Source organism: Achromobacter pestifer, assembly GCF_013267355.1.
Lineage (GTDB): Bacteria > Pseudomonadota > Gammaproteobacteria > Burkholderiales > Burkholderiaceae_B > Achromobacter > Achromobacter pestifer_A.
Window position 1 is genome coordinate 5,071,339 of sequence record NZ_CP053985.1, and the last position, 26,637, is coordinate 5,097,975.

Genomic DNA, 26,637 nt, shown 5'->3' on the forward strand with positions numbered 1-26,637 from the left:
CAGTTGTAGTTGCTGTTGTAGGGTGGATTCGGGTGCCTTCGGGCACCCTTTTTTTTACAGTCCGAAGAACGCCGAGTACACCAGCCTTTCCTCCACCACGCGGCGCTGCTGTATGGCGCCGGCGCGCCGTTCGGGTACGGAGCTGTCGGTGTAGTAGCGCTCGTACTCGCGCACCGCGATGCGCGCGGGCTTGCCGCCGCTGTCGGGGAGCGCGGCGCTGGCGGACCAGATGACGGGGTCCAGCAGTTCGCCCAACAGGGGGCCTTCCAGCACGGGCGGAAAACGCACCACCGGGCCGACCACCACGTTGCCCAGGCGCGAAAGGTCGGCGAGTGTCGTGGGCGTGGCGGTTTCCAGGATGGGCAGTTCGCGCATGCGGTCTATGAGGATGGGGCCGGGGCCGGGGCCGGACGGCTGGGGGGGCGGTCCCGCCGGGTCCAGCAGGCCCGATGCCAGCACCTTGGCATCGCTCCAGGCCAGGTCGCTGTCCAGCGCCGGGTCGCGCGTCTGCAGCACCAGTTCCACGCGGTTGCGGCCGCTTTCGGCGGTTTGGCCTATGCCGGGGATGAAGGAGATGTTCAGGTACTCGGAGTCCAGCGGGAACTTCATGGGTCCATGCTTGGGCACCACGCCGCGCAGGCTGAACGCCAGCCGGCCGCGCTTGATCTCGAACACCGCGCGGCGGCGCGGCAGCACCTGGGAGAACTCGGCTTGCACCACCCGCGAGAGCTTGGCGGAACTGATGGCGTTGGGCTGATAGCGCGCCAGCGCCAGGCGCACGAAGGGCATGTAGGTCCGGCCGGGATCGAGCTCGATGTCGCAATACCAGCGCGCGCGTTCCTCGCTCCAGCGCACGCGGTGTCCGACCACGTGGACCCGCTGAGCCGGGATTTCCTGCAGATAGACCTGCTCGTCGGTGACGCGCGTGGAGAAGTCCGACACGCGCGCCTTGTGCTTGGGCGGGGGCGTCTCCCACAGCGGATCCATGCCCCATTGCGTCACCAGCGGCGTCAGCGGATTGCCGATGTCGGTGAAGTTCTGGCCGTCGCCCGCGATCACCACGCCCAGCAACTCGCCGTCGCCGGAAGAGAACCAGGGGCGCTCCAGCCAGACCCGCAGGCCGTTGCCCAGGCGCGTCACGTCCAGCTTGCCGGCGCCTGCCGTTTCCTGCCAGCGGAAAGTCGGCACGACGTATGTGAGGACGGGGGCGTCCGGCGGCGCGCTGGCGCGCACCACCGTGTTCTGCGCAGTGCCGTCGCGCCTGAGCACTGGAGCGCCCGGGTCGTCGTCCGCGCCCACCTCCACCAACGGCCCGTCGGCCACGGGCCCCAGCCGCGTGACCTTGTCCGCCTGCGCGTAAAGCGAGGGCGGCAGGTATTCGCGGAATCGCGTGGCGGCGCGCAGGCGGTAGCGGATGAGCCGGAAGCGGGTGTCACCGAATTCATGGCGGTCGCCGCGCGCGCGCAGCTTGCCATCCACGTTCAACTGTTCCTTCACCGCATTGCTCAGGGTAAAGAGGTTCGCGTAGTTTTCCGACAAGGGAACCTCGGCCAGCACGCCATGGCCGGCCTGGCGTTCCGGACGCAGCTTCTGCAGGTCGTCCACCCATTCGTGCCAGTCGGCCTCGATTTCGACCTTGCCGGTGGTGGGGCCGTGCAGCCGCACGCGGGCATACAGGTCCGCGTGAGCATCGCCGGGCCCGCGCTGCGGTTCCTCGGCCATCAGCAGCAAGGGCTCGCATATCGGCTGTTGTGTCGCGTGCACCAGCACCAGCGGGCGGTAGGGCGTGACCATCCAGCAGCCGCCCAGCACGGACGACAGGCGCAGCGTGGCGCGCTCGCCCTCGTTGTTCGCCCAAGCGGGTATGCCGAAGGTGTTGGCCAGGCCCGGATTCACAAAGCTGGAATAGCGCAGCCGGGCGATGCGGCCCTTGGGCAGGTAGAAGGTCAGGACCCGCTGGGCTTCGTCCCAGCTGGGCAATCCGTCGTCGAGAAAATCTTCCGAGCAGGGCGGATCGGTCAGGGTGGCGCGGCGTTCTTCCAGCACGATGCGCAAGCCCTGCGTATCCGGCCACTTGGACGCGTGCGCCACCAGCAGCACCAGTTCTTGCGCGGGCGTCAGGGCGATCACCGCGCTGGGTCCCAGCACCTTGGGCCCCGTGACGCCGGGCAAGGCATGGCCGGGCTGGGCGCGCAGCGCGATGCCGCCCGCGGCCGGATCCGGCAGATAGGGCGTAAGCACCTGGGCTTCGCGGTGGATGACGTACTGCCCGGCGGCCAGGCGTTCGCCGGTAGGGTGCTCGGCCGAGGGCAATTTCGGAGGCACTTGCCCGGTGGTGGCCACCTCCTGCAGCGCCCGCGGCGTCACCAGTTCTATGTCCGTGCCTGGCCCCTTGTCGTAGAGCGTGCCCGCGTCGCGGGCTGCGATTTCATAGGCCTGCTTGATGCTGGCGGGGCTGCCCATCATGGCGTCGAACAGGCCGTGCGTTTCGCATTGCAGCTGGGACGCCTTGGGCGGCACCACGTGGCGCTGGTTGACCGCGTCGTAGGCGAAGTCCTTGGCAGCGTCTTGCAAGAGGGCCTGCTTGAAGTCGGGACTTTCGAGGTAGGCCGCGGGGTCCATGCCGGTATTGCTGCGGATCACCATGCGTTCCAGCGACTCGCCTTCGCTCAGTCGGGCGCGCTGTACCAGCGCGGGCGGATCCACCGGTTCGAAGCGCCAGTAGACGACCGGCTGGGTGGCGTTGTCGTCGCGCTCCAGCGAGGGATCGTCATGGGCCAGGCTGTTGCCGGCCAGATCCACCAGCCGCGCGCGGAAACGGTAGGGCATGCCGAAGCGCAGGCGCGGCAGGCTGCCCTTGGCAGCCGTGAAGCTGACCGCCAGGCCGTTGCCTTTTTCCGTGGCCGTGTCCTGCACGTCTTCCGGCGTTTCGCCCTGCACGCCGCTGTCCGGATCGACGCGGTCGCGCAGCGTGCGTCCCGGGCGCGGCGCCACCAGGCTCCAGCCGGTCCAGCGGAACAGGGACTCATGCAGGTATTGGTCGTCCGGATTCTCGCCGCCGCTGGTGGAGGCGCCTTTCACATAGCCCTCGTCAGCGGGCAATTGCAGCGGCGCGCCGCCGTCCGTACAGCGGTAGGCGCCGGCGCGCTGGCACAGTGAATGCCATTTCTGGGGATCGCCCGGCACCTGCGGCTGCGCGTCCACGCGATAGCCGCGCAGCAGATCCTCGGCATAGAGCACGATGCTGCCCGGCGCGCCCGACAGGGCGGCGTTCTTCAGGGCCGCGGCGGCCGCGTTCTGCGCGACCTCCCAGGCGCGGCCGCGCCGCGCCACGCCCAGGCCGCCCGAGCGCAGCGCGGCCACGCCCTGTTTGTCGCCGGTGGTGTAGGTCACGGCGCCGTCGGCGCCCAGCGCCAGGCTCCTGGCGATCAGGTTCTGGGCGCTGAGCACGAAGTCCACGGTCTTGAGCGCCGCGCCGTCGGCGTCGACCTGATAGACGTCGAAGGGGCTGCGCGGTTCGTACAGGTTCCAGCTGTCGTCGGCGCGGCGCAGCTTCAGCATGCCGCGCTCATGATCGGCGGGGTTGCGGGGACGCGTGGTGAAGCGTTCCGCGTCGCCCGTCCAGGCGGTGGCGGGGCAGGCGTCGTCGCCGGCGTCGTGGCCGTCTTCCCAGCGCACGGTCAGGAAGAAATAGCCCTGCGCGGCGGGCGCGGCCGCCAGTTGCCGCGCGATCGGCGAGTCCGCCGGCAGCAGGCAGTCGATGACCAGGCCGAGCTGGCGCAGCAGCGCCGGGTAGTCGCCGTAGGACGCGACGATGGCGTGGAAATCCATTTCCGGCTGGGCGGGCGGCGCGGGCACGTTCGCGCCGTCCGGCCGCCGGATGCTGCGCTGTTGCGCCGTGGGCGGATCGCGGCGATAGAAGCGGTTGGCCTGGAACAGGGTGTACTCGGCCTGTGAGTTCCACAGCTTCATCAGGTTCTGGTCGGGGCCGGCGAGTCCGCCGTCGTTCCAGCGGGTCGGCAGGGCGCGCAGCGGAAAGCTCACGCCGGGCTGGGGATTGCCCTCGGCGTTCACGCCCGGCGCGGCGGCGCGGCCCTCATAGATGCTGTGCGGACCATAGACCTGCGAGCGCAGCACGCGCTCGGCGCCATCGCCGCCGTCGTCGAAGAAGCGGTCGAAGCCGGGCAGCGGCATCTCGACGCGCCGGTCGCCCAGCGAGATGAAGGTGGTGCGCGTGCCGCAGTCGCCCAGCATGTCCTTCAGGCCCGGATGCGCGTCGCGCCAGGGCAGCAGCGTGGGCGGCGTGCCGGAGGCCTGCACCGCCAGCCTGCCGTAGTGCTTGCGGGTCAGGCCCAGCACGCCCGCCACCGAATACGAGAACAGGTTGACCCTGCTCATGTCGCGGAACACGAAGCCGGCGACCGGCGTGGTCTTGGGCAGCAGCCGTTCCCACAACGCCGCGTCGGCCTGCGCCTGCGGCGCAAGCTCGATCTCCGCCATGCCGGTGTTCAGCACGAAGCGCACCCGTTCCAGGGTGCGCGGCCAGTTGACCCAGTCGGTGAACGCGTGCAGCTGCTGCTCGTTCACGGCCTGCGGCGTCAGGCGCGGCGAGGCCACGATGGAGATGCGCAGCCGGCCGGCGTCGGGGCCGGCGGGCACGCGGCCGTTGGGGATCGCGGTCCAGACTATCGTTTGCTTGGCCATGGACGTTCCTCAGGCAAAGGCTTCGGCGTATTCGCGCCAGGCGTACTCGCTGCTGTCGTCGATCAGCGCCAACTCCTGCGCCAACGGCAGGTCGGGACGAGGCCCCATCAGGTCGCGGAAGCCCGGGTCGCCATTGGAACCGGCGAACTTGCGCTCGCATGACAGCGATACGCTCATCGAGAACATGAAGACTTCGATCTCGACGGTGATGGTCGCGCGCCCCGCGCACTTGCCGCTTTCGAACTCGTAGCGCAGTTCCAGGTAGATCTCGATGGAAATGCTGACGATGCCCAACACGCTGACGCATCCGCCCATGCGGAAGTAGCCCGCCAGCGAGCAGGCGTTCTTTTCCATGCGGAAGTAGATGCCCGCCATGACGTGCACGCCGCCGGAGGCCACGCCCAGGTTCACCGACACGCTGGCGCCGAACTCGAAGGCGGCTTCCATGAGCTGGATGCCGCTGGGATCCAGCGTGATGCCGAAAAATCCGCCGCCGCCGAACATGCACACCGACAGATTGAAGGGCTGCTCGCGCGTGCAGAAATTGAAGCGCACGGACAGGGGCTGGCCGATGAAAGGCACGGTGAAGCCCGCGCCCAGGCTGAGGTTGGACAGGTTGAAGACGCCGATGGCGACGGCCGGCAGCGCCAGGTCGAAGCCAGCGTCCACGCCCTTGGCCGAAATATCCAGGTAGGGCGGATCGGAGAATCCGTCCAGCGGGATCAGGTCTCGCAGCGTTTCGACGAAGGACAGCGGGCCCACGAACTTGATGTCGGTCAGCAGCACGTCCACATCCATCTTCGCGGCCGTGTCGATGCGGAACTCGATCTTCTCGAAGTTCAGCTCCATGAAGCTGGCGGGCGCAATCAGCACCAGGTCGAAGTCCTTCAGCGAGCAGACCACCGACATCTTGGGCGCGCTCTGCCCGTTCTTGCGCACGCGCGCCTCCACCGCCACCCGGAAGCCGCGCGCATCGTTGACGCGGAACAGCGGCGGGTCGCCGGGCTTGATCGACCAGCTCTTGATCACCGGATTCCAGTCGAAGCGGAGGGTGAGCTCATCGCCGGTCAGCAGCTCCAGCAGTTCGGCGCTGGCCAGCACCGCATCGACCGCCAGCTTGACCGCTTGCAGCGCGGTCTGCGCGATCTGGCGCGGCGCGCCTTCCAGCAGGCGTGCGCCTCCTATGGTGCCCGACAGCGGGTCGACCGCGTTCGTGATGGCCTGCAGGCGCGGCTTGAGCGTCGCGGCGTCGGCGAAGAGTTCGTCCAGCTGGTCGGGGTGGCCCACCACGGCGTCGAGCGCGTCGTACAGCGCCTTGCCCTGCAGCAGCAGCGCCGGCACGACGGCCACGCTGTCCAGCAGCGTCTGGGCGGTGTTGGCGGCCTGGCGCAGCGATTGCCGCAGACCATCGGGCAAGTGCGCGCCGTTCACCTGCGCGTCCGCCGCCGTGCGTAGCGCCGTCGCGGCATTGCGCGCGGCGGTGAGCACCGCGGGCAGGCCCGGCAGCGCGGGCGCGGCGTCAAAGGATAGTCCGGCCAGCAGCGCGACCTGCGCGCGCACCGCGTCCAGCGCGGCGATCAGATCGTTGACGCGGGCCTTTGCGTCCTGCACCAGGTTCTGCGCATAGGCCTGCGCCTGGCCAAGCAGATCCTGCAGCGTGTCTTTCAGCACCTGCAAGGCGGCTTCGGCGATGCGGCCCGGCTGCTGCGCCAGGTCCGCCACCAGGCCGTAGAGCCGGCCCATTTCGTTGACCAGGCTTTCAAGCTGGGAACAGGCTTCCGATATGAAGCGCGGCACCTGTTCCGGCGTGCCGGCGGCGTTGGATACCGCTTCGATCACGTCGCCTAGCGGGATGCAGCCGAACAGCAGCGGAAAGGGCAGATCCGACGCGATGACTTTGGGGAAGATGTCCGGGCCGTTCATCTTGCCGGCGACGAAGTCCGCCACCTTGCCGCTGACCGGACCGGCCATGCGCGACAGCGCCGTGGGACGCAGATTCGGCTGGACGAAGCCGCCCGCGCGGTCGCCTTGCGCGGAGAAGTTCAGCACGGCGTCGCCGCGGTAGCCGGGCTCGGCGTCTATGTTGCCGAAGACCTGGCCGACATTGCCGGGATCGAAGCCGAACCGCAGGTAGTGGTCGTTCCAGCTCAGTACGCTGTTGCTGTCGCTGCCCGTCAGTTCGGCCAGCGCGGCGATGCGGATCGCGGCGCGCTTGATGCCGGGATAGAAAAGGGGGCCGTTCAAGGAATCGCTGTAGGCGCGCAGCTGGGTATTGCCCGGATCGACCAGGCCGTCGAACTCGATTGTCTCCGCTTGCGCCGCGGTATCGCCGGGCTTGAGCGGGGAAGCGAACGTGACGCGCTGCTGCTTGAACGGCGCGGTGCGGCGGCTGGATTCGGCATTGCGCCAGGCCTCCCGCGTTTGCTTGGCAAAGATTTCCGCGTTCGCATAGTCCGGCGTCAGCCATTGGCCGCTGAGCTTGCGCGGGCAGGCCCGGCCGCCGTCCATGAAGATCATGGGCAGGTCGAACTGCACGATGCGGCCGTCGATGTCGGTGGCCGAACAGGCGAAGCGGAAGGGGCTTGCGCCCACGCAGGGCCAGAACAGCAATTGCCCCTCGTTGCCGATCTTGCTGGCCGGGGAGGTGGGCAGATCCAAGCTGGGCGTGACCGTGGTCAGGATGCGCACGCTGGAGAACGGCATCTGGCGATGCAGGAAGATCATGTTCCCCGTGTCGTCCCGCGCCTGCAGCAGCGGGTCGGCGTAGATGCGTTCGCGCTGGCGCACGATGATGAACAGGCGCTGGCGCAGGTAGGCCGTGTTGCCGGGCGTGCCCGTATGGAATTTGCGTTCGCTGACCTTCACCAGCGAGGCGCGGTGGCCGAAGGGAAACAGCAGGCCTTTGTAGACCACGCGGACGTAATGGTCGCGGCCCATGGCGCCGCGATGGGTCCATTCTTCCAGCGACAGCCCCGGCGCGTCCCAGTTGCCGCGCGAGTCCAGCCAGGCGCCCAGCGCGGACAGCATCAGCAGCTTGGCGTCCACGGGCTGCGGCGTGTAGTTGGCCACGGAAAAGTTCGACGACAGATGCGCGATCTGGAAACGGTCGAAATCGTCCATCGGCATGCGGAAGGGCGAGGTGTTCGGCTGCGGCAGATAGGTGACCGTCGGCACCGGGAACGCCGCCTGCATGGGCTTGGTCGTGCCTTCGCCGCCCAGGGCCCAGACCGCGCGCACGCTGGGCTGGGGATCGTCCGCGAGCGGCGCCCGGGCGCTGTCCTCCGGCTGCGCGGCCAGCAGCTGGGTATGCCAGAGTTCGGTGTGCTGCGTGGCGGCGGACGTCGCCGGCGCCTTGGCGTGGCGCCAGCGTTCGTCCGCATGCGGGCTGAGGATCAGCCGCCAGGGCAGTTCTATCGCCGTCTGCTGCGCGGCGGGCAGCGCCGGCTTGGGGCCGCGCCTGAGGATTTCGATCAGCGCGCTGGTGCGCTGCACTTCACGGATTGGCGTGCCGCTGCCCAGGCGCAATGCGCGCAGTCCGGGGGCGCCCCCGGACTGGCGCAGCAGCAGCGCGCCGGGCGCATTCAGCTGCGTGGCGATGCGCGCACTGCGCAGCGCGAAGCTCGATAGCGCCGCGCGTTGCACCGGCGAGAGCTTGTCGATGCGCGTGTCGAACAGATCGCGCAGCTTGAGGCGCGGCGCGCTGGGGCCCGGCGGGCGCGCGTTGGCGGCCACGGCCTGGGGCAGGGACTCCATTGCCGCCAGCACGCCTTCCAGCGTGTAGGGCACGTCGAAGCCGTCGGGAATGGCGAAGGCCAGCCGCGATTCGCCGGCGATGCGCGCGCGCACTGGCGGGCCGGTGGGCTCCTCCTCTATGCCGCCCGCGGGTTCCGGCTTGTCCGGCGTGGGGCGGGGCGGCGGCTGATTGGCGGTGCCGAGCGGCCGGCTTTCGAAGAAGGTCTCTTCGGTGATCGACTGCGGCGGGAAGTGGACGATGAGCGTGGCGGCCCCGTCGCCAGTTTTCTTCAGACGGGGCGGCGGTCCTGGCGTCACCGCCAGATTGTGCAGCTCCAGCCGCAAGGCCAGCAGATCGGCCGGGCGCAGCACGGCATGGCCGGGGCGGGTGCCGTCGAAGAAGTTGCGGTTGGGATTTGGGGCTAGGACAGGAATGTTCAGCCTTCTGGTGACCATGCCAGTTCTCCTGCAAATAAGGAAACCCAGGAACGAAATCCTGCACGTCCAGCTACCTGCGAATCGAACTGCCAATGTGGCGAAAATTATCGTTGTGTTGCGTTAGTAGTCAATAACGCGCAGGCATGCGGCGGCGGCGGCCGCGGCAGCGCTGGTTTGAGAATCCGGATGTGGCTGATAGATGTAGATGCCGCATGCCTTCACTCGGGAAGTTCACGCTTTGCATGAGGCTTTGGGCGCCATCCGAACGAACGGAAGGGCAGGTCGCGGCATCCATCCGCATGGGGGACGGGTGGCCGCCAGCGGAATTTATTTTGTACGAATGCGTAACGGCTCCGACCCCGGAAATTGCGCGTTCCGGGGGGCGGTGCGGAGCCCTAGCTGGCTACCGCAGGCGCGTCGCCCAGCGCCTGCAGGCATTCAGCCAGCGACGGAATGGTGCTGGCCAGCGCTTGGACGGTTTGCGCGTCGACTTTCGCCAGCGGCGGGATCTCGGCCAGCACGCGCACGTCGCCGAAGCGCTCGATGGCTTCCTTGTTGCCCGCCGAAAGCGGCCCGCTCATGATCACGCCCAGTATCGGAATGCCGCGGCGCTTGAGCGCCTCCAGGCTGAGCAGAGTGTGGTTGATGGTGCCCAATCCGCTGCGGGCGGCCAGCACCACCGGCATGTCCAGCCGCGCGATCAGGTCGATCATCATGTGGGTGTCGTCGATCGGCACGTAGAGGCCGCCCGCGCCTTCCACGATCAGCGGCGCCTGCGTGGCCGGCGGCACGATGCTGGTGGCGTCGACGATGGCGTCTTCCAGCGTGGCGGCCGCCCAGGGCGACAGCGGCGCCTGCAGCACGTAGGCGGGCAGGTGCAGGCGTTCGGGCGGCAGCCCGGCCAGTTGCGCCACGGTGTCGGTGTCGCCGGGTTCTTCCGCCACCCCGGTCTGCACCGGCTTCCAGTAGTCGGCGTTCCAGGCGCGCGCCAGGATCGCGGACACCAGGGTCTTGCCGATGCCGGTATCCGTGCCGGTCACGAAGACGCCGGCGGGGTGCTGGTTCGATTTTTTCCACATACCGTAGGCCAGGTGATAGGTCACCCCGGCTCCTTGTTCGTCAAACGCCGCCAACACCCGCCGCAGTTGCGCCGCGCCCAGAGGCGCGCGTCCGGGGGCGGGCGTGGTGGCGCCTATGCCTTTCAGGCCGCGCAGGAAACGCAGCCCGTCAGGATGATTATGTATCAGCCGTTCGCTGCGCACGCCACCCGCCAGATTGCCCCCGTCCGGATGGATGGCGGCGGCGGACGGATAGCGCGGCGTGGCGGCGCTGAGGCCGGCGGCGGCATGGGCGGCCTGCCATTCCTGGAACGTGCCGTCCGCCAGCGTCGCCACGGCCAGGCAGCCGCCCGGCGCCAACAGCGCGGCCAGCCGGCCCAGCCCCGCGTTCAGGTCGGAAAACCACTGCACGGCCAAGCTGGAGCAGATCAGGTCGTAGCCGCCCTCGAGTCCGGCCGGATGCTCGCCGTCCAGAAGCTGGTAGCGGGCCTGGCCGGGCAGGGACGGGCCGCGTTGCGCGGCCGCGAGCATGCCGGAAGCAATGTCGGTGACGGTCCAGTCGGCGGGACCGATGCGGCGCGCCAGCGCCTGGGTGAGCAGGCCGGTGCCGCAGCCGATCTCCAGGATGCGCGGGCGGGGCGGCAGCGGCAGCAGCGCGATATCGCCGGCCAGCCGCTCGGCGGCCAGGCGCTGGATGGACGCGTGGTCTTCGTAGGCAGGGGCGGCGGCGCCAAAGCGCGCGCCGATGCCGGCGTTGCGCGGGGTCAGCGTCATAGGGCCTGCGCCAGGCGCGCCATGAAGGCGCGGATCTGCGCCGCGCACCAGGGCGCGTGCGACAGCGGCAGCAGATGGCCACCGCCCTCGCACTGGCGGATCGCTGCGTCGGCGCTGCCGGCAAAGCCCGCCTGGGTCATGGGCGCGGGCACGATGGGATCGTCCGCGCCGGCCAGGACCAGCAGCGGCACGGGCAGCGCCGCCAGGGCTTCGCGCCGGTCTTCGTCGCGCAGCGCCTGCAGGTCGCGCGCCAGCGGCGCGAGTTGCGGCTCGCCGAAATCGGACCCGTCGCCGCAACGCTGGCGGAAGTCGCTCAGCACCGCCACGGGGTCCGAGGACAGGCGCCGGGCCATGCGTTCCAGCACGCGCGGCGCCACGCCGGCCTCGAAATCGGGGGCTGCGGCGAAACGCGCGAAGCCGTTGATGGACACCAGGCCCAGGCAGTCTTGCGGCAGTTCGCGCAAGAGGCGCAGCACGCCCAGCGAATGGCCGATGGCGATCACGGGGCCGGCTATGGCCGGCTCCCGCGCCGGCCCGAAGTAGCCCGCATCGAAGACGGCCTGCGGACTATCCTGGAGTTCGGCGCGCAGCGGCGCCCAGACCGAGGCGTCGAAGGCCCAGCCATGCACGAACAGCAGGGTGGGGCGGGACATGCCGGCTTGCATGGAGGCAGCGGCCATCACGCCAGCACGGCGGCGAAGCCGTCGATCAGCCGCGCCACATCCACGTCGCGGTGCGCCGCGCTCAGGGTGACGCGCAGGCGGCTGGTGCCGGCGGGGACGGTGGGCGGGCGGATCGCCACCGCCAGCAGGCCGCGCTGCTCCAGTCCCGAGGCCAGCGCCAGGGCGCGGGCTTCGTCGCCCACGATGGCCGGCACGATCTGAGTGGAGGATGCGCCCGTGTCCAGCCCCATGCCGCGCAACGCGGCGCGCAGATTGTCACCCGCGGCCGCCAGCCGGGCGCGTTCGGCGTCCAGCGTGGGCACCAGGTCCAGCGCCGCGTCCATGGCGCCCAGCACCGCGGGCGGCAGCGCCGTCGTGTAGATGAAGCCCGAGCAGGCGTTGATCAGGTAGTCGCACAGCGCGCGCGAGCCGGCGACATAGGCGCCGAAGCCGCCCAGCGCCTTGCTGAACGTGCCCATGGCCAGATCGATGCGGCCGGGCGCCAGCCCCGCCAGCCCCATGCCGCGCGGGCCCAGCACGCCGGTGGCGTGCGCTTCGTCCAGGTAGACGAAGGCCTGGTGGCGGTCGGCCAGGGCCGCCAGCCGCTCCACGTCGGTCCGGTCGCCGTCCATGCTGAACACACTCTCGGTGACGATGAATCGCGACACGGATTTTCCGGCCGCGGTTTCCGCCTTGCCCGCCAGCAGGCTCTCCAGATGGTCCAGGTCGTTGTGCCGGAAGCGGATCTGTCTGACGCCGGCCGCCTGGCAGCCATGGTGCAGGCTGGCATGGTTGAGCTTGTCGGCGTACAGCTCGACCTCGCCTTGGCTGGCAGCGGCGCGTAGCAGGGCGGGCAGCACGGCGGCGTTGGCCTGCCAGCCCGAGGCCAGCAGCAGCGCGGCCTCGGTGCCTTTCAGCCGGGCCAGCTTGGCCTCCACCTGTTCGTGCAGGTCCAGGTTGCCGGTCACCAGACGCGAGGCCTGGGCGCCCGCGCCGTGGCGGGCCGCCCATTCGCGCGACCGCTCGACCAGCAGCGGATGCCGCGACAGCCCGAGGTAATCGTTGCTGGAGAAGTTCAGGACTGGCTCGCCCTCGAGGACGAGGCGTCCCGGGGCGGCGGCAGAGGCCGTGCGCAGGCGGCGGCGCACGCGGCGCGTTTCGGCGCGCGCCAGTTCGGAGGAGAAAAGCGGATCCAGCTTGGACATCAATATTTCCGGCAGCGGCCGGGCAGGGGGCGAGCCCGCGCCAGGCCGTAGAATGCGAGCCATTGTAGTGGAGGCGGACGCCGCCCCTGTCGCGGCCGTGTCCGCCGGGCGGGGCCGGGCGCGCCGCCCGTATCGAGAGGTGAATCATGCACACGCCCGACTGGGTGGCCCAGGGCCAGCCCCATATCTGGCTACCCTATGCCCAAATGAAGACGGCGACGCCGCCGCTGCCCGTGGTGCGCAGCCACGGCAGTCGGCTCGAACTGGCCGACGGCCGCAGCCTGATCGACGGGGTGGCGTCCTGGTGGACGGCCTGCCACGGTTACAACCATCCGCACATCGCCCAGGCGGTCCGCGCGCAGCTGGACGCCATGCCGCACGTCATGTTCGGCGGGCTGACCCATGAGCCGGCGCTGAACCTGGCGCGCCGCCTGGCCGCCATGCTGGGGCCGGGACTGGACCGCGTCTTCTATACGGATTCCGGCTCGGTGGCGGTGGAAGTCGCCATGAAGATGGCGCTGCAGTTCTGGTTGAACCAGGGCGAGCGGGGCCGCAGCCGTTTCCTGGCGTTCCGCGGCGGCTATCACGGCGACACCTTTGGCACCATGGCGGTCTGCGATCCGGACGAGGGCATGCACAGTCTGTACCGGGGCATGCTGGCCGAGCACGACATCGTCGATCTGCCGCGCAGCGAGGCGGAGCTGGCCGCGCTGGAGGCGCACCTGGAAGCCCATGGCTCGCGGCTGGCTGGCATCCTGGTCGAGCCGCTGGTGCAGGGCGCGGGAGGCATGCTGCTGCACGACCCGGAAGTGCTGCGGCGCCTGCGCCGCCTGGCCGACCGGCACGGCCTGCTGCTGATATTCGACGAGATCTTCACCGGCTTCGGGCGCACGGGCACGATGTTCGCGTTCGAGCAGGCCGGCATCCGCCCCGACATCGTGACCCTGTCCAAGGCGCTGACCGGCGGCACCTTGCCGCTGGCCGCCACGGTGGCCAGCAGCAAGGTGTTCGAGGCCTTCTGGTCCGACGATCCCTCGCACGCGCTGATGCACGGCCCCACCTTCATGGGCAACGCGCTGGCCTGCGCCGCGGCCAACGCCTCGCTGGATCTCTTCGAGACCGAACCGCGGCTGGCGCAGGCGCAAGCGATCTCCGCGGCCCTGGCCGTGGGCCTGGAGCCGTGCCGCGAGCTGCCCTGGGTGCGCGACGTGCGCGTGCTGGGCGCGATCGGCGTGGTTGAGCTGGATGGCATCGCCGACCGCGAGGGACTGAAGCGGCGCTTGGTCGAGGCCGGCGTCTGGGTGCGGCCGTTCGGCAACGTGGTCTACCTGACCCCGGCGCTGACCATCGCCGAGGACGAACTGGCCAGCCTGATGCGGGCGGTGGTGGACGTGCTGCGCCGTCAGCGGCCCTGAGTCTCGCGTCCGTGGGCCGGCCCCCTCAGCGGGTGCGGCTGAGCCCGCCCACGTTGCCGGGGCAAACCCGCCGGAGCCGCCTTGATCCAGATCAAGGCGGCTTTGTAACGCGCTGAGTAACATCGGCGCATGCGAGCAAAATCGATCTTCGCCGTCCCGGCCGGCCTGTCCGCCGCCGACCGCCAGCAGCGCCGCCATGCGCTGGTGCGCCTGTCGCTGGCGTGGCTGGCGATGATGCAGGTGATGATGTTCGCCTGGCCCGGCTACCTGCGGCATGAAAGCATGCCCGCCGATGCGTTGGAAACGCTGGACTGGGCCATCGTATTGATGAATTGGGCCAGCTTTGCGCTGACCGTGCCGGTGGTGGTGTATTCGGCCTGGCCGATCTGGCGCCACGCGGGCGACAATCTGCGCCACGGGCGCGCCGGCATGGACGTGCCGGTGGCCCTGGGCATCGTCGCCGCCTTCATCCCCAGCGTCCACGCCACCTACACGGGGCGGGGCGAGGTGTATTTCGATTCGGTCACGATGTTCGTGGCCTTCCTGCTGACCGCGCGCTATCTGGAGCTATGCGCCCGCCAGTCCTTTGGCGGCGCGGCGGGCGGATTGCGCCATGAGCGCGTGGAGGCGCAGCGCCTGGAGCTGGGCGCGCGCGCCGACCGGCTGGCCTCGCGCTTCGTCATGGCCCAAGTCGCGCTGGCGCTGGCCGCCGCGGCCGCCTGGGCCTATATCGATCCGGCGCACAGCATCCCGGTGATGGTGGCGCTGCTGGTGATGAGCTGCCCCTGTGCCATGTCGATGGCGGTGCCCACCGCCATGGCCTCCGCCCATTCGGCGCTGGCGGCCCATCCCCACATGCCAGACGCGGCCTTGGACGAGCTGCTGGGCGAGGCGCGGCGTCGCGCGCGCCAGAACCTGTACGGCTCGCTCATCTGGCATCTGCTGATGACGCCCCTGGCGCTGGTCGGCTGGGTCACGCCGTGGCTGGCCGCGATCACCATGCTGGTGTCCTCGCTGGCGGTCGCCTACAACTCGTGGCGCCTGTGCCGCCGCGATTGGTCCGGCGGCCTGGCTCCCGCCGCCGCGCTGGAAGCGGCGCAATGACCATTCTCTACCTGCTCCTGCCCCTGTCCTTGCTGTTCGTGCTGGTCATCGGCGTGTCGCTGTGGTGGGCCGTCTTCAACGGCCAGTACGACGACACCGACGACGCCGGCCGCGCCATCCTGCTCGACGACGACAGCGGACCCGCCAGCCGCGGCTGAACGGCGCGCTTGATTTCGCGCGTGGACCCGTTGCGCCGGCGCTGCGTTCCCCAGCGTGTAACCAGATGCTTGATCCAGATCAACGCTGCCTTGAGTGACTAGTCCCATCATTGCAGCCTGGAGCTATCTGTAACTTTAGGGGAAGGGCGATGAACGATTGCGCCGCAATCGCAAGCAAGGCCGACACCTTCAACTACAAGATCGTGAGGCAATTTGCGCTCATGACGGTAGTGTGGGGCATCGTCGGCATGGCTGTGGGCGTTTTTCTGGCTGCGCAGCTTATCTGGCCGCAGCTGAACTTTGATACCGCATGGCTGAGCTACGGCCGCCTGCGTCCGCTGCACACCAACGCGGTGATCTTCGCCTTCGGCGGCAGCGCGTTGTTCACGACGTCGTACTACGTGGTCCAGCGCACCTGTCAGGCGCGCCTGTTCTGCGGCCCGCTGGCCGCGTTCACGTTCTGGGGCTGGCAGATCGTCATCGTCGCCGCCGCCATCACCTTGCCCATGGGCTTCACCAGCAGCAAGGAATACGCCGAACTCGAATGGCCCATCGACATCCTGATCACCCTGGTCTGGGTGGCTTATGCCATCGTGTTCTTCGGCACCATCATCAAGCGCCGGTCCAAGCACATCTACGTGGCCAACTGGTTCTTCGGCTCGTACATCCTGACCATCGCCATCCTGCACATCTTCAACAACATCGAAATGCCGGTGTCGATGTGGAAGTCCTATTCCGCCTACTCCGGCGTGCAGGACGCCATGGTGCAATGGTGGTACGGCCATAACGCCGTGGGCTTTTTCCTGACCACCAGCTTCCTGGGCATGATGTATTACTTCGTGCCCAAGCAGGCCGGCCGCCCCATCTATTCCTACCGCCTGTCCATCGTCCACTTCTGGGCGCTGGCCTTCACGTACATGTGGGCGGGCCCGCACCACCTGCTGTACACCTCGCTGCCCGACTGGACCCAGTCGCTGGGCATGACGTTCTCGCTGATCCTGCTGGCGCCGTCCTGGGGCGGCATGATCAACGGCATCATGACCCTGCAGGGCGCCTGGTACAAGCTGCGCACCGATCCGATCCTGAAATTCATGGTGACGGCGCTGTCGTTCTACGGCATGTCGACCTTCGAAGGTTCGATGATGTCGATCCGCACGGTCAACGCGCTGTCGCACTACACGGACTGGACCATCGGCCACGTGCACTCGGGCGCGTTGGGCTGGGTCGCCATGATCTCCTTCGGCTCGCTCTACTACCTGATCCCGCGCCTGTACGGCCGCGAGAAGATGTACAGCGTCAAGGCCATCGAACTGCACTTCTGGATCGCCACCATCGGCGTGGTGCTGTACATCGCCGCCATGTGGATCGCCGGCGTGCAGCAGGGCCTGATGTGGCGCGACACCGCCAGCGACGGCACCCTGGTCTACAGCTTCGTGGAAGAACTGAAGACGCGCGTGCCGTACTACCTGATCCGTTTGCTGGGTGGCACCTTGTTCCTGTCGGGTGTGTTCGTCATGGCCTGGAACGTGTGGATGACGGTGCGCGGCGCGCAGCCGGTCAACCCCGCCATTCCGCAAGACGATCCCCATGCCGCACGCCAGCCGGTCCCCGCGACCGCCGTGCCGGCCACTGTTTGACGAGGACATCATGGCCAACAAGAAATCTGGTTTCTTTTCCCACCAGACGCTCGAGAAGAACATCGGCTGGATGATCATCGCCAGCATCCTGGTGGTGTCCTTCGCGGGCCTGGTCCAGATCGTGCCGCTGTTCTTCCAGCACAGCACGACCCAGCCCGTCGCAGGCGTCGAACCCTACAGCGCGCTGCGCCTGATGGGCCGCGACGTCTACATCCGCGAAGGCTGCGTCGGCTGCCACTCGCAGCAGGTGCGGGTGCTGGCCGCGGAAGTGCAGCGCTACGGCTCGTACTCGATCGCCGCGGAATCGGTGTTCGACCATCCGTTCCTGTGGGGCTCCAAGCGCACCGGTCCCGACCTGGCGCGCGTGGGCGAGCGCTACTCCGACGACTGGCACCGCATCCACCTGCGCGACCCGCGCAAGGTGGTGCCGGAGTCCAACATGCCCGCCTATCCCTGGCTGGAAAAGACGGTCATCACCGGCGAGAACGTGAGCGACCGCATGCGCGCCCTGCGCAAGCTGGGCGTGCCCTACTCGGACGAGGAAATCGCCGGGGCGCCCAAAGCCATCGAAGGCAAGACCGAGGAAGACGCGCTGGTCGCCTACCTGCAAGGGCTGGGCGTGGGTGTGCGCAAGGCCAAGCAGGCCGAGCAGGCCAAAAAGGCGGAAGAGGCCAAGAAGGCCGTCCAATCCGCCACTCAACCGGCCGCACAATCCGCCGCGCCCGCGGCGGCGGGAGGCTGATCATGCTGGGCTACCTGAGCGCGATCGTCACCGCCGTCTCGATGGCAACTTTTTTCGGCATTGTCTGGTGGGCCTGCTCGCGCGGCCGCCAGAGCGCCAACCGCGAATCGGCCATGCTGCCGTTCGCACTGCCCGATGAGTTCGGGCAGGGACAACAAGATGGAGCGAATCGGTCATGAGCGATTTCGTTAATGGCTTCTGGGGATATTTCATCTCTATCGTCGCCGTGGGCGGCGTGGTCTGGTGCGTGTGGCTGCTGTACACGCAGCGCCGCTGGCTCAGCACCAAGCCGGCCAATGGCAAGGTCGAGGACACGGGCCACGTCTGGGACGGCGACCTGACCGAACTGAACAACCCGGTGCCGGGCTGGTGGACCTGGATGTACCTGCTGGCTTGCGCTTTCGCGCTGGGCTACCTGTTCTTCATGCCGGGCCTGGGCGAATTCAAGGGCCAGCTGGGCTACAGCAGCACCGAGGAAGTCGCCAAGCAGCAGGCCAAGATGGCCGAGGCCGTGCGGCCGATCTACGCGCGCTTCGAAACCATGGACATTCCGCAGATCGCCCAGGATCCGGGCGCCCGCGAAATCGGCCAGCGCCTGTTCCTGAACACCTGCGCGCAATGCCATGGCTCGGACGCCAAGGGCGGCCCCAGCTTCCCCAACCTGGCTGATGGCGACTGGCTGCACGGCGGTTCGCCCGAAGCCATCACCCAGACCATCACGCAAGGGCGCGTTGGCGTGATGCCGCCCTGGAAGGCCGCGATCGACGCCAAGACCGCGGGCGACATCGCGCAATACGTGCGTTCGCTGTCGGGCCTGACGGCCGATCCGGTGCGCGTGTTCCGCGGCAAGCGCGAGTTCGCCAACTACTGCGTGGCCTGTCACGGTGTCGACGGCAAGGGCAACCAGGCGCTGGGCGCGCCCAACCTGACGGACGACGTCTGGCTCTACGGCAGCTCGGAGGCCACCATCGTCAAGACCATTCTTGACGGCCGCGACAACCGCATGCCGGCGCATGGCGACATCCTGACGCCCGAGCAGATCAAGATCCTGACGGCATGGGTCTGGGGCCTGTCGAACAAGCCGGAAACGACGGCGAGCGCCGCGCCGGTGAGCACCGCGCCGGCAAGCGCCGCGCCGGCAACGGCGACGAAGTAAAGCATTGCAGAGCTTGGATGGGGGCCGCGCCTGGCGTGGCCCCCATATCACTGGACATACAGCAGGGAGCAGCAAATGGAAGATGGGTCAGCCGCAAGGGTCGGCAATTCGCCTGACGGTGACCCGCCGCCCTGGCGGCCGCACGTGAGGCCTCCGCGCCCCGGGACGGAAACCCTGGAGCAGACGCTGGCGGGCGTGCGCAGCAAGATCTACCCGCGGTCCGTCAGCGGCATCTTCGCCCGCTGGCGCATCGCGTTCGTCTTTCTGACCCAGCTGGTTTTCTACGGCCTGCCGTGGCTGCAATGGAACGGCCGCCAGGCCGTGCTGTTCGACCTGGGCGCGCGCAAGTTCTATCTCTTCGGCCTGGTGCTGTGGCCGCAGGACGTGGTCTACCTGGCGGTGCTGCTGGTGATTTCGGCGCTGGCGCTGTTCCTGTTCACCGCGGTGGCGGGGCGGCTGTTCTGCGGCTATGCCTGTCCGCAGACCGTCTACACCGAAATCTTCATGTGGATCGAGCGCAAGGTTGAAGGCGACCGCGTCGCGCGCATCCGCCTGGACGAATCGCCCTGGACCTGGCGCAAGGCGCGCCTGAAGCTCACCAAGCATTTCCTGTGGATCGCGCTGGCCTGGTGGACGGGTTCCACCTTCATCGGCTATTTCGCGCCCATCCGCGAACTGGGCCATGAGCTGTTCGCGCTGCAACTCGGCCCCTGGCAGTGGTTCTGGATGCTGTTCTACGGCTTCGCCACCTGGGGCAACGCCGGCTTCATGCGCGAATCGGTGTGCAAGTACATGTGCCCTTATGCGCGCTTCCAGAGCGTGATGGTGGACCCCGACACCTTCGTGGTCACCTACGACAAGCGCCGCGGCGATCCGCGCGGCGGCCGCTCGCGCAAGGTGGACCACAAGGCCGCCGGGCTGGGCGATTGCGTCGATTGCAGCCTGTGCGTGCAGGTCTGTCCGACCGGCATCGACATCCGCGACGGCCTGCAGTACATGTGCATCGGCTGCGGCGCCTGTATCGACGCCTGCGAACAGGTCATGGACAAGATGCAGTACGAGCCCGGCCTGATCCGCTATACCTCGGACCGCGCCATGCAGGACGGGCTGTCCACCAAGAGCGCGCGCTCCCATCTGCTGCGCCCGCGCGTGCTGGTCTACGGCACGCTGATCCTGGCGCTGGCCATCGCCTTCGTGGTTTCGCTCGCCATCCGCAACCCCTTGCGGGTGGACGTGATCCGCGACCGCGGCGCGCTGGGACGCGAAGTGGCGGGCGGCATGATCGAAAACGTGTACCGCCTGCAGATCATCAACACGTCCGACCAGCCGATGCGCCTGCAGCTCTCGGCGGACGGCATGCCCGGCCTGCAGGTAATGACCGGGCAGCAGGGCTCCGACACGGTCGACGTCGAAGCGGCGGCCAACAAGCTGGTGCCCATGGTCATCCGCGCGCCGGCTGGCGCCGAGCCCGGCGCCCATGCCATCACGCTGCGCGCGCGCGGCCAGGACGGCGAGCAGCGTCAGGTCGAGACCGACGAGCCCGCCAGTTTTTACGTACCCGATTGAGCACTGAAGAGGACACGCCCATGAACCCCTCCCAATCCGCCAAAGCCGCCAAGCCCTGGTACCGCGAACCCTGGCCCTGGATCCTGATGGCCGGCCCGTTCGCGGCCATGATAGGCTGCTTCATCACGATCTACTTCGCTTTCACCAACTTCAGCAGTCAGCCGATCCAGGAAGGCGTGGTCAAGCGCGGCCTGGTCATCGAGCAGGTTGCGCCCAGCGCCAATCCGTAACCGGGGAGTACAACAGATGGGCTTGCGATCATTGATGTGGATCCTGTGGCCGTCCTTCATGGCGGCCGCGGCGGGGAGCGCGCTGATCTTCGCCTTGATCGATCCCCTGGACGTGGCGATCTTCGGCCACGTCCCGACGGGGCGGACGGGGTTCTATACCGTGTCGTTCTTTGTGCTGTGGGTGATGGCGGGACTGTCCAGCACGCTGACGGCGTATCTGATGCCCAAGCCGGAGGAAGACGAGGATCTGTAGCCGGGGCGCGGCAGCGCCCCGGGGGGCCGTGTGAACAGGCCCTAGACCTTCTTCACGAATTCCGATTTCAAGCTCATCGCCCCGAAGCCGTCGATCTTGCAATCGATGTCGTGGTCGCTGTCGACCAGGCGGATGCCCTTGACCTTGGTGCCCATCTTGACCACGCCGCCCGACCCCTTGAGCTTCAGGTCCTTGATGACGGTGACGGTGTCGCCGTCCTGCAGTACGTTGCCCGCCGAATCGCGGTAGACGCGGGCCGACTCGTCGGAAGATTCGGCCGCCTGCGACGACCATTCATGCGCGCATTCCGGACAGACGTAGAGAGCGCCGTCTTCATAGGTGTATTCGGACTGGCATTTCGGACAGGCGGGCAGTGCGCTCACTGGCGGACCTCGGTGTAAAAAACGCGCGATGCGCAACACGCGATTGTACTGCGCCACAAGCCGCTTTCCGCTGTACTGCGCGCCGTTTTCCCCTGCTTTTGCGCGGTCTCAACCCGCCGCGTCGCCATGCAGCAAACCCACGAAATGCCGCGCCGCCGCGCTCAGCGGCCGGTCCCTCGGCACGATGCTGCCGAAGGCCGTGAGGCTCTGCCGGATCTCGTAGGGCAGGATCGCCAACAGCCCATGCGCCGCGTAGCGGCTGGCCACCGATTCCGGAATCACGCCCAGCATCGTCGACTTCATCGCCAGGTTGGTCGTGGTCAGGATGGACGCCGATTCGATCAAGCCCTTGGGCGTGCTGGCGTTGTGCGAGCGGAACTCTTGCTCGATCACGTCGCGCATCGGGCTGCCGTGGGGTTGCAGCACCCAGGGGTAGGCCAGCATGGCGTCGAAGCTCACGCGCTTGCGGCTGGCCAGCGGATGGTCCACCGCCGCGATCACCGAGAGCGCCTCGTCGCCGATCGGGCGAAAGACGTACTGGCTGTCCGACAGGGTCAGCATGCGGCCGATCACCACGTCCAGCTTGCCCTCGTTCATGCGGCCGATCAGCAGGTCGCTGGTGCCGGTGGAGATCTCCACCGCCAGCAGCGGATAGGTTTGCTTCAGGCGCAGCAAGGCGTCGGTCAGGTGGCCGGGCGAGGCCGCCATGATGCTGCCGATGAACAGCTTGCCCGCACTGCCCAGGCGCAGTTCCTCCAGTTCGCGGGCCAGGGACGACACCGTCCCGCGCATGCCCCGGAAATATCCCATCACGCATTCACCGGCCGCGGTCAACGTCAGGCCGCGCCCGATCCGTCCGAACAGCGGCTGGCCGATGGCCAGTTCCAGTTCGTGCAGCATCTTGCTGGCCGCGGACTGGGTCATGTTGAGCTGGCTGGCGGCGGCGCGCAGCGTGCCGCGTTCCTCGATCGCCAGCAGCAGGACGATCTGCCGCATGCGCAGCCGGGCCAGCAGGGAAGGGACGTGGATGGCGCGTTCCATGATTGATCGCCTCAGGTGAACGGTTGGTGCAAAAGTTTCATTTTACGGAAACAGAGCTTCTTTCTAAGATGGACCCACAAAAGATTGCTCATCCGAAGGGCAAAAAAACATCAACCAAGGAGACAACCATGAAGACTCGGCTATTGGCCGCGATGGCGGCCGGCGCCCTGTGCCTGTCGGCCCTGGCGCCCGTCCAGGCGCAGACCGCCGACTGGCCCAACAAGCCCCTGCGGCTGCTGGTGGGTTCCGCCCCGGGCGGCGGCACCGACGCCATGGCGCGGGCCGTGGCCGACAAGCTCGGGCCCTTGCTCAAGCAGACCGTGGTGGTCGAGAACAAGCCGGGCGCGTCCAACACGCTGGCGGCCGACCTGGCGGCCAAGTCCACGGACGGCCACACCATGGTGATGGGCGTGTCGACCGCCCATGCCATCGCGCCGCACCTGCTGAAGCTGGGCTATGACAACGACCGCGACCTGACGCCGGTGGTGTTCGTGGGCGCGGTGCCCAACATCCTGGTGGTCAACAACGACGTGCCGGCCAGGTCGGTGCAGGAACTGGTCGCGCTGCTCAAGAGCAAGCCGGGCACCTACAACTTCGCCAGCAGCGGCTCGGGCAGCACCCAGCACATCGCCGCGGAACTGTTCAAGGACGCCACCGGCGTGCAGATGACCCACATCCCGTACCGCGGCAGCGGCCCGGCGCTGGTGGACCTGATTGGCGGCCAGGTGCAGATCGCGTTCGAGACCGCGTCTTCCGTGATTCCGCACATCAAGAGCGGCAAGGTGCGCGCGCTGGCCGTGCTGAGCGCCAAGCGCAACGCGCAATTGCCCGACGTGCCGACCATGGCCGAGGCCGGCGTGCCCGGCGTGGAAATGAGCGCCTGGTACGGCATCTACATGCCCAGCGCCACGCCCGCCGCCAACCAGAAACGCATCCATGACGCCGTCAACGGCATCCTGGCGCTGCCCGACACGCAGGCCCGCCTGCAGGCGATCGGCGCCGACATCAACCCGATGAGCCAGGAGCAGTTCGCGCAGTTCCACAAGGCCGAGAACCAGCGCTACGCCGGCATCATCAAGAAGAACAACATTTCCGTGGAATGACCCTGACATGAGCACGCAGCAGAAACCCGTCATCGCCCTGACCCTGGGCGACCCCGCCGGCATCGGCGCCGAACTGATCGCCCGCCTTCTGGCCAGGCCCGAAGCCACACAGCTGGCGAATATCGTGCTGGTGGGCGACGAGTGGTTGTGGCGCGAAGGCCAGCGGGTCGCGGGCGTGCAGGTCGCCACGCAAGCCGTGGACAGCATCGAGGCGGTGCGCGGCCGGCCGGACAGCGGCGCACCCGCCTGGCTGGGGATGCACACCATCGAACCCGGCCAGGTGCATGTCGGCCAGGCCGAGGCGGCGGGCGGCGCGTCGGTGCTGCGGGTGCTCAATGCCTGCATGGACGCGGCGCGCGATGGCCACGTCGACGCCATCTGTTTCGCGCCGCTGAACAAGTACGCCATGAAGCTGGGCGGCCTGGGGCATGACGACGAGCTGCATCACTTCGCGCAGTACCTGGGCGTGACCGGCTACTTCTGCGAGTTCAATACGCTGGGCGACCTGTGGACTTCGCGCGTGTCCTCGCACATCCCGTTGAAGGACGCGGCGGCGGCGCTCAGCATCGACGGCATCAAGGCCGCGACGCGGCTGATCTACCGTTCGTTGCAGGCCAACGGCATTGCCGAGCCGCGCGTGGCGGTGGCGGCCTTCAATCCGCATGGCGGCGACGGCGGCACCTGCGGCCGCGAAGAGGTGGACATCATCGCGCCGGCCGTGCGGCAGCTGAACGAAGAGGGGCTGCCGGTGCAGGGCCCGTTCCCCGCCGACACCATCTTCCTGAAAGCGCAGGCCGGCGAGTTCCAGGCCATCGTCACCATGTACCACGACCAGGGCCAGATCGCGATCAAGCTGCTGGGCTTCTCGCGCGGCGTGACGGTGCAGGGCGGCCTGCCCATTCCCATCACCACGCCGGCCCACGGCACCGCCTACGACATCGCCGGCCAGGGCCGCGCCAATCTGGACGCCACCTGGCAGGCCTTCCTCATCGCCTGCCGCATGGGCTTGTCGCACCGCGCTGCGCGGACGCAGGCGGGCTGATCCGCCGCTTTCATTCCATACCCTTATTCCAAGCAGGAAATCCTCATGAAGATCAAATCCGTCCGCGCCCGCGTCTACGAGTGGACCGGCAAGACCGTGCCGCCGCAGGGCAACTTCTGCTCCAACGCCATGGACCTGCTGTATTCCAAGCAGGAAACCATGAGCACCTTCCGCTTCCACGGCTGGACCGTGGTCGAGGTGGAGACGGACGACGGCATCGTCGGCCTGGGCAACGTGGCGCTGGCGCCGCGCGTGGCCAAGGCCATCATCGACCAGTACCTGGCCCCGCTGGTGATCGGGCAGGATCCCTGGGACTACGAATACCTGTGGCAGCGCATGTACCGCTCCACCCACGCCTGGGGCCGCAAGGGCGTGACCATGGCCGCGATTTCGGCCATCGACCTGGCCATCTGGGACATCCTGGGCAAGTCGGTGAACAAGCCCGTCTTCAAGCTGCTGGGCGGCCGCACCAAGGAAAAGATCCCGGTCTACTACTCCAAGCTCTACCGCACCGACCTGAAGGCCATGCAGGAAGAGGCCCAGACCTATCTGGACCAGGGCTTCACGGCCTTCAAGATGCGCTTCGGCCATGGCCCCGCGCACCTGCAGAAGGGCGTGTCGGAAAACCTGAAATCGGTGGCGGCCGTGCGCGAGGTGATCGGCTACGACACCGACCTGATGCTGGAGTGCTACATGGGCTGGAACCTGGAATACGCCAAGCGCATCCTGCCCAAGCTGGAGAAGTTCGAACCGCGCTGGCTGGAAGAGCCCGTCATCGCCGACGACATTGACGGCTATGCGGAACTGAACCAGCTGACCTCGATCCCAATCTCCGGCGGCGAGCATGAATTCTCGCTGTACGGCTTCAAGCAGCTGCTGGACCGCAAAGCGGTGTCAGTGGTGCAGTACGACACCAACCGCGTGGGCGGCATCACGGCGGCGCACAAGATCAACGCGCTGTGCGAGGCCTACAGCGTGCCGGTCGTGCCGCATGCCGGCCAGATGCACAACTACCACCTGACCATGAGCACGCTGGCCTCGCCCATGAGCGAATACTTCCCCATGTTCGACGTGGAGGTCGGCAACGAGCTGTTCTATTACATCTTCGACGGCGAGCCGGTGGCCAAGGAAGGTTTCATCGATCTGGACGACGACAAGCCTGGCCTGGGCCTGACGCTGAAGACGGAATACCTCAAAGACTTCAACATCATCGAATAAACATGGCTACCTATCAGAACCCGCGCTATCGCGGCATATTCCCGGTCGTGCCCACCACCTTCACTGAATCCGGCGAGCTGGACCTGCCGAGCCAGAAGCGCGCGGTGGATTTCATGATCGACTCGGGCGTCGACGGCCTCTGCATCCTGGCCAACTTTTCAGAGCAGTTCGTGCTGTCTGACGACGAGCGCGAAATCCTGACGCGGACCATCCTGGAGCACGTCGCCGGCCGCGTGCCGGTGATCGTGACCACCACGCACTTCAGCACCCAGGTCTGCGCCGCGCGCAGCCGGCGCGCGCAGGAGCAGGGCGCCGCCATGCTGATGATCATGCCGCCGTACCATGGCGCGACCATCCGCGTGTCCGAGGAACAGGTGACGGGATTCTTCCAGCGCGTGTCCGACGCGGTGGACATCCCCATCATGATCCAGGACGCGCCGGTGGCCGGCACGCCGCTGCCGGCCGCGGCGCTGGCGCGGATGGCGCGCGAGATCGAGCACGTGGCCTACTTCAAGATCGAGACGGCGGGCGCGGCCAGCAAGCTGCGCGACCTGATCGCGCTGGGCGGCGAGGCGGTCGAGGGCCCCTGGGACGGCGAGGAAGCCATCACCCTGCTGCCCGATCTGGATGCGGGCGCGACCGGCTCCATGACCGGCGGCGGCTTCGCCGACGGCCTGCGTCCCATCATCGAGGCCCACCGCGCCGGCAGGCGGGACGAGGCTTACCGCTTGTACGAGCGCTGGCTGCCCCTGATCAACTACGAAAACCGGCAGGGCGGCATCCTCAGCGCCAAGGCCTTGATGAAGGCCGGCGGCGTGATCGCTTGCGAGGCGCCGCGCCACCCGCTGCCAGCCATGCGAGAGGAGGTCCGCCAGGGCTTGCTTGAGACCGCAAGGCGCCTGGATCCGCTGGTCCTGCGCTGGGGGCGTTGAGCAGGGATTGATCAGCCCGCCAAACACACTGTTCCGTCACGCTGAACAAGCCTGTCACGCTTGACGGTTAAAATCCCTGGCTAT

Annotated in this window: 21 protein-coding genes; 14 read left to right on the forward strand and 7 right to left on the reverse strand. The window is 67.9% G+C overall.

Annotated elements, in window-relative coordinates; all coding sequences use genetic code 11:
• Positions 1 to 54 precede the first annotated feature (54 nt).
• From FOC84_RS24025 to FOC84_RS24045, 5 genes are all read right to left on the reverse strand, one after another.
• Entirely contained in the window at positions 55 to 4,704 is a 4,650-nt protein-coding gene (locus tag FOC84_RS24025; RefSeq protein WP_173146657.1) for a hypothetical protein, read from the reverse strand.
• Positions 4,705 to 4,713: 9 nt separating this feature from the next.
• Positions 4,714 to 8,892 carry a hypothetical protein gene (locus FOC84_RS24030; protein ID WP_173146658.1) on the reverse strand — a complete coding sequence of 1,393 codons (4,179 nt, stop codon included), beginning with the start codon at positions 8,890 to 8,892 and terminating at the stop codon, positions 4,714 to 4,716.
• Positions 8,893 to 9,269: 377 nt separating this feature from the next.
• Entirely contained in the window at positions 9,270 to 10,706 is a 1,437-nt protein-coding gene (bioD, locus tag FOC84_RS24035) for a dethiobiotin synthase (protein ID WP_173146659.1), read from the reverse strand.
• Positions 10,703 to 11,359: an alpha/beta fold hydrolase gene (locus FOC84_RS24040; protein WP_254241761.1), complete on the reverse strand. Its 657-nt coding sequence runs from the start codon at positions 11,357 to 11,359 to the stop codon at positions 10,703 to 10,705. Before FOC84_RS24040 ends, bioD begins: the two co-directional genes overlap by 4 nt.
• A 26-nt stretch (positions 11,360 to 11,385) precedes the next feature.
• Positions 11,386 to 12,573 carry an aminotransferase class I/II-fold pyridoxal phosphate-dependent enzyme gene (locus FOC84_RS24045; RefSeq protein ID WP_173146663.1) on the reverse strand — a complete coding sequence of 396 codons (1,188 nt, stop codon included), beginning with the start codon at positions 12,571 to 12,573 and terminating at the stop codon, positions 11,386 to 11,388.
• A 146-nt stretch (positions 12,574 to 12,719) separates the two neighbouring features.
• On the opposite strand from FOC84_RS24045, the gene FOC84_RS24050 reads away from it, so the two are divergent.
• The 10 genes from FOC84_RS24050 to FOC84_RS24095 all read left to right on the forward strand — a co-directional run bounded on the left by FOC84_RS24050 (position 12,720) and on the right by FOC84_RS24095 (position 20,834).
• Positions 12,720 to 13,988, forward strand: coding sequence for an adenosylmethionine--8-amino-7-oxononanoate transaminase (locus tag FOC84_RS24050; RefSeq protein ID WP_173146665.1), 1,269 nt, complete (start codon positions 12,720 to 12,722; stop codon positions 13,986 to 13,988).
• Positions 13,989 to 14,117: 129 nt separating this feature from the next.
• Complete coding sequence (locus FOC84_RS24055; RefSeq protein ID WP_173146667.1) at positions 14,118 to 15,092, forward strand: hypothetical protein; 975 nt, start codon at positions 14,118 to 14,120, stop codon at positions 15,090 to 15,092.
• Complete coding sequence (gene ccoS, locus FOC84_RS24060; protein WP_173146669.1) at positions 15,089 to 15,250, forward strand: cbb3-type cytochrome oxidase assembly protein CcoS; 162 nt, start codon at positions 15,089 to 15,091, stop codon at positions 15,248 to 15,250. The genes FOC84_RS24055 and ccoS overlap by 4 nt, the downstream gene beginning before the upstream one ends.
• Positions 15,251 to 15,399: 149 nt before the next feature.
• Positions 15,400 to 16,887 (forward strand): cytochrome-c oxidase, cbb3-type subunit I, encoded by a 1,488-nt coding sequence (ccoN, locus tag FOC84_RS24065; protein ID WP_054452861.1) that lies wholly within the window; start codon positions 15,400 to 15,402, stop codon positions 16,885 to 16,887.
• 10 nt (positions 16,888 to 16,897) lie between these two features.
• Positions 16,898 to 17,629: a cytochrome-c oxidase, cbb3-type subunit II gene (ccoO, locus tag FOC84_RS24070; RefSeq protein ID WP_173146671.1), complete on the forward strand. Its 732-nt coding sequence runs from the start codon at positions 16,898 to 16,900 to the stop codon at positions 17,627 to 17,629.
• 2 nt (positions 17,630 to 17,631) lie between these two features.
• Positions 17,632 to 17,808, forward strand: a complete 177-nt coding sequence (locus FOC84_RS24075; RefSeq protein WP_173146673.1) for a cbb3-type cytochrome oxidase subunit 3 — start codon at positions 17,632 to 17,634, stop codon at positions 17,806 to 17,808.
• On the forward strand, positions 17,805 to 18,785 hold the full coding sequence (gene ccoP, locus FOC84_RS24080) for a cytochrome-c oxidase, cbb3-type subunit III (protein WP_173146675.1): 981 nt from the start codon (positions 17,805 to 17,807) through the stop codon (positions 18,783 to 18,785). Before FOC84_RS24075 ends, ccoP begins: the two co-directional genes overlap by 4 nt.
• Positions 18,786 to 18,860: 75 nt before the next feature.
• Positions 18,861 to 20,351, forward strand: coding sequence for a cytochrome c oxidase accessory protein CcoG (gene ccoG / locus FOC84_RS24085; protein ID WP_173146677.1), 1,491 nt, complete (start codon positions 18,861 to 18,863; stop codon positions 20,349 to 20,351).
• 20 nt (positions 20,352 to 20,371) lie between these two features.
• Positions 20,372 to 20,581 (forward strand): FixH family protein, encoded by a 210-nt coding sequence (locus FOC84_RS24090; RefSeq protein ID WP_173146679.1) that lies wholly within the window; start codon positions 20,372 to 20,374, stop codon positions 20,579 to 20,581.
• Positions 20,582 to 20,597: 16 nt separating this feature from the next.
• Positions 20,598 to 20,834 (forward strand): hypothetical protein, encoded by a 237-nt coding sequence (locus FOC84_RS24095; RefSeq protein WP_173146681.1) that lies wholly within the window; start codon positions 20,598 to 20,600, stop codon positions 20,832 to 20,834.
• Between the two features lie 41 nt (positions 20,835 to 20,875).
• Here FOC84_RS24095 and FOC84_RS24100 read toward each other — a convergent pair whose 3' ends face one another.
• Positions 20,876 to 21,217 carry a zinc ribbon domain-containing protein YjdM gene (locus tag FOC84_RS24100; RefSeq protein ID WP_173146683.1) on the reverse strand — a complete coding sequence of 114 codons (342 nt, stop codon included), beginning with the start codon at positions 21,215 to 21,217 and terminating at the stop codon, positions 20,876 to 20,878.
• 108 nt (positions 21,218 to 21,325) lie between these two features.
• A complete protein-coding gene (locus FOC84_RS24105; RefSeq protein ID WP_173146685.1) occupies positions 21,326 to 22,258 on the reverse strand; it encodes a LysR family transcriptional regulator in 933 nt (310 codons plus the stop codon).
• A gap of 128 nt (positions 22,259 to 22,386) precedes the next feature.
• Here FOC84_RS24105 and FOC84_RS24110 point away from each other — a divergent pair, with 128 nt between their 5' ends.
• The 4 genes from FOC84_RS24110 to FOC84_RS24125 are packed head-to-tail and all read left to right on the forward strand — an operon-like array spanning position 22,387 to position 26,553.
• Positions 22,387 to 23,361 carry a Bug family tripartite tricarboxylate transporter substrate binding protein gene (locus FOC84_RS24110; protein WP_173146687.1) on the forward strand — a complete coding sequence of 325 codons (975 nt, stop codon included), beginning with the start codon at positions 22,387 to 22,389 and terminating at the stop codon, positions 23,359 to 23,361.
• Between the two features lie 7 nt (positions 23,362 to 23,368).
• Positions 23,369 to 24,403, forward strand: a complete 1,035-nt coding sequence (locus FOC84_RS24115) for a 4-hydroxythreonine-4-phosphate dehydrogenase PdxA (RefSeq protein WP_173146689.1) — start codon at positions 23,369 to 23,371, stop codon at positions 24,401 to 24,403.
• A gap of 45 nt (positions 24,404 to 24,448) precedes the next feature.
• A complete protein-coding gene (locus FOC84_RS24120) occupies positions 24,449 to 25,621 on the forward strand; it encodes an L-rhamnonate dehydratase (RefSeq protein ID WP_173146691.1) in 1,173 nt (390 codons plus the stop codon).
• Positions 25,622 to 25,623: 2 nt separating this feature from the next.
• Positions 25,624 to 26,553, forward strand: a complete 930-nt coding sequence (locus FOC84_RS24125; RefSeq protein ID WP_173146693.1) for a dihydrodipicolinate synthase family protein — start codon at positions 25,624 to 25,626, stop codon at positions 26,551 to 26,553.
• Positions 26,554 to 26,637: the final 84 nt, after the last annotated feature.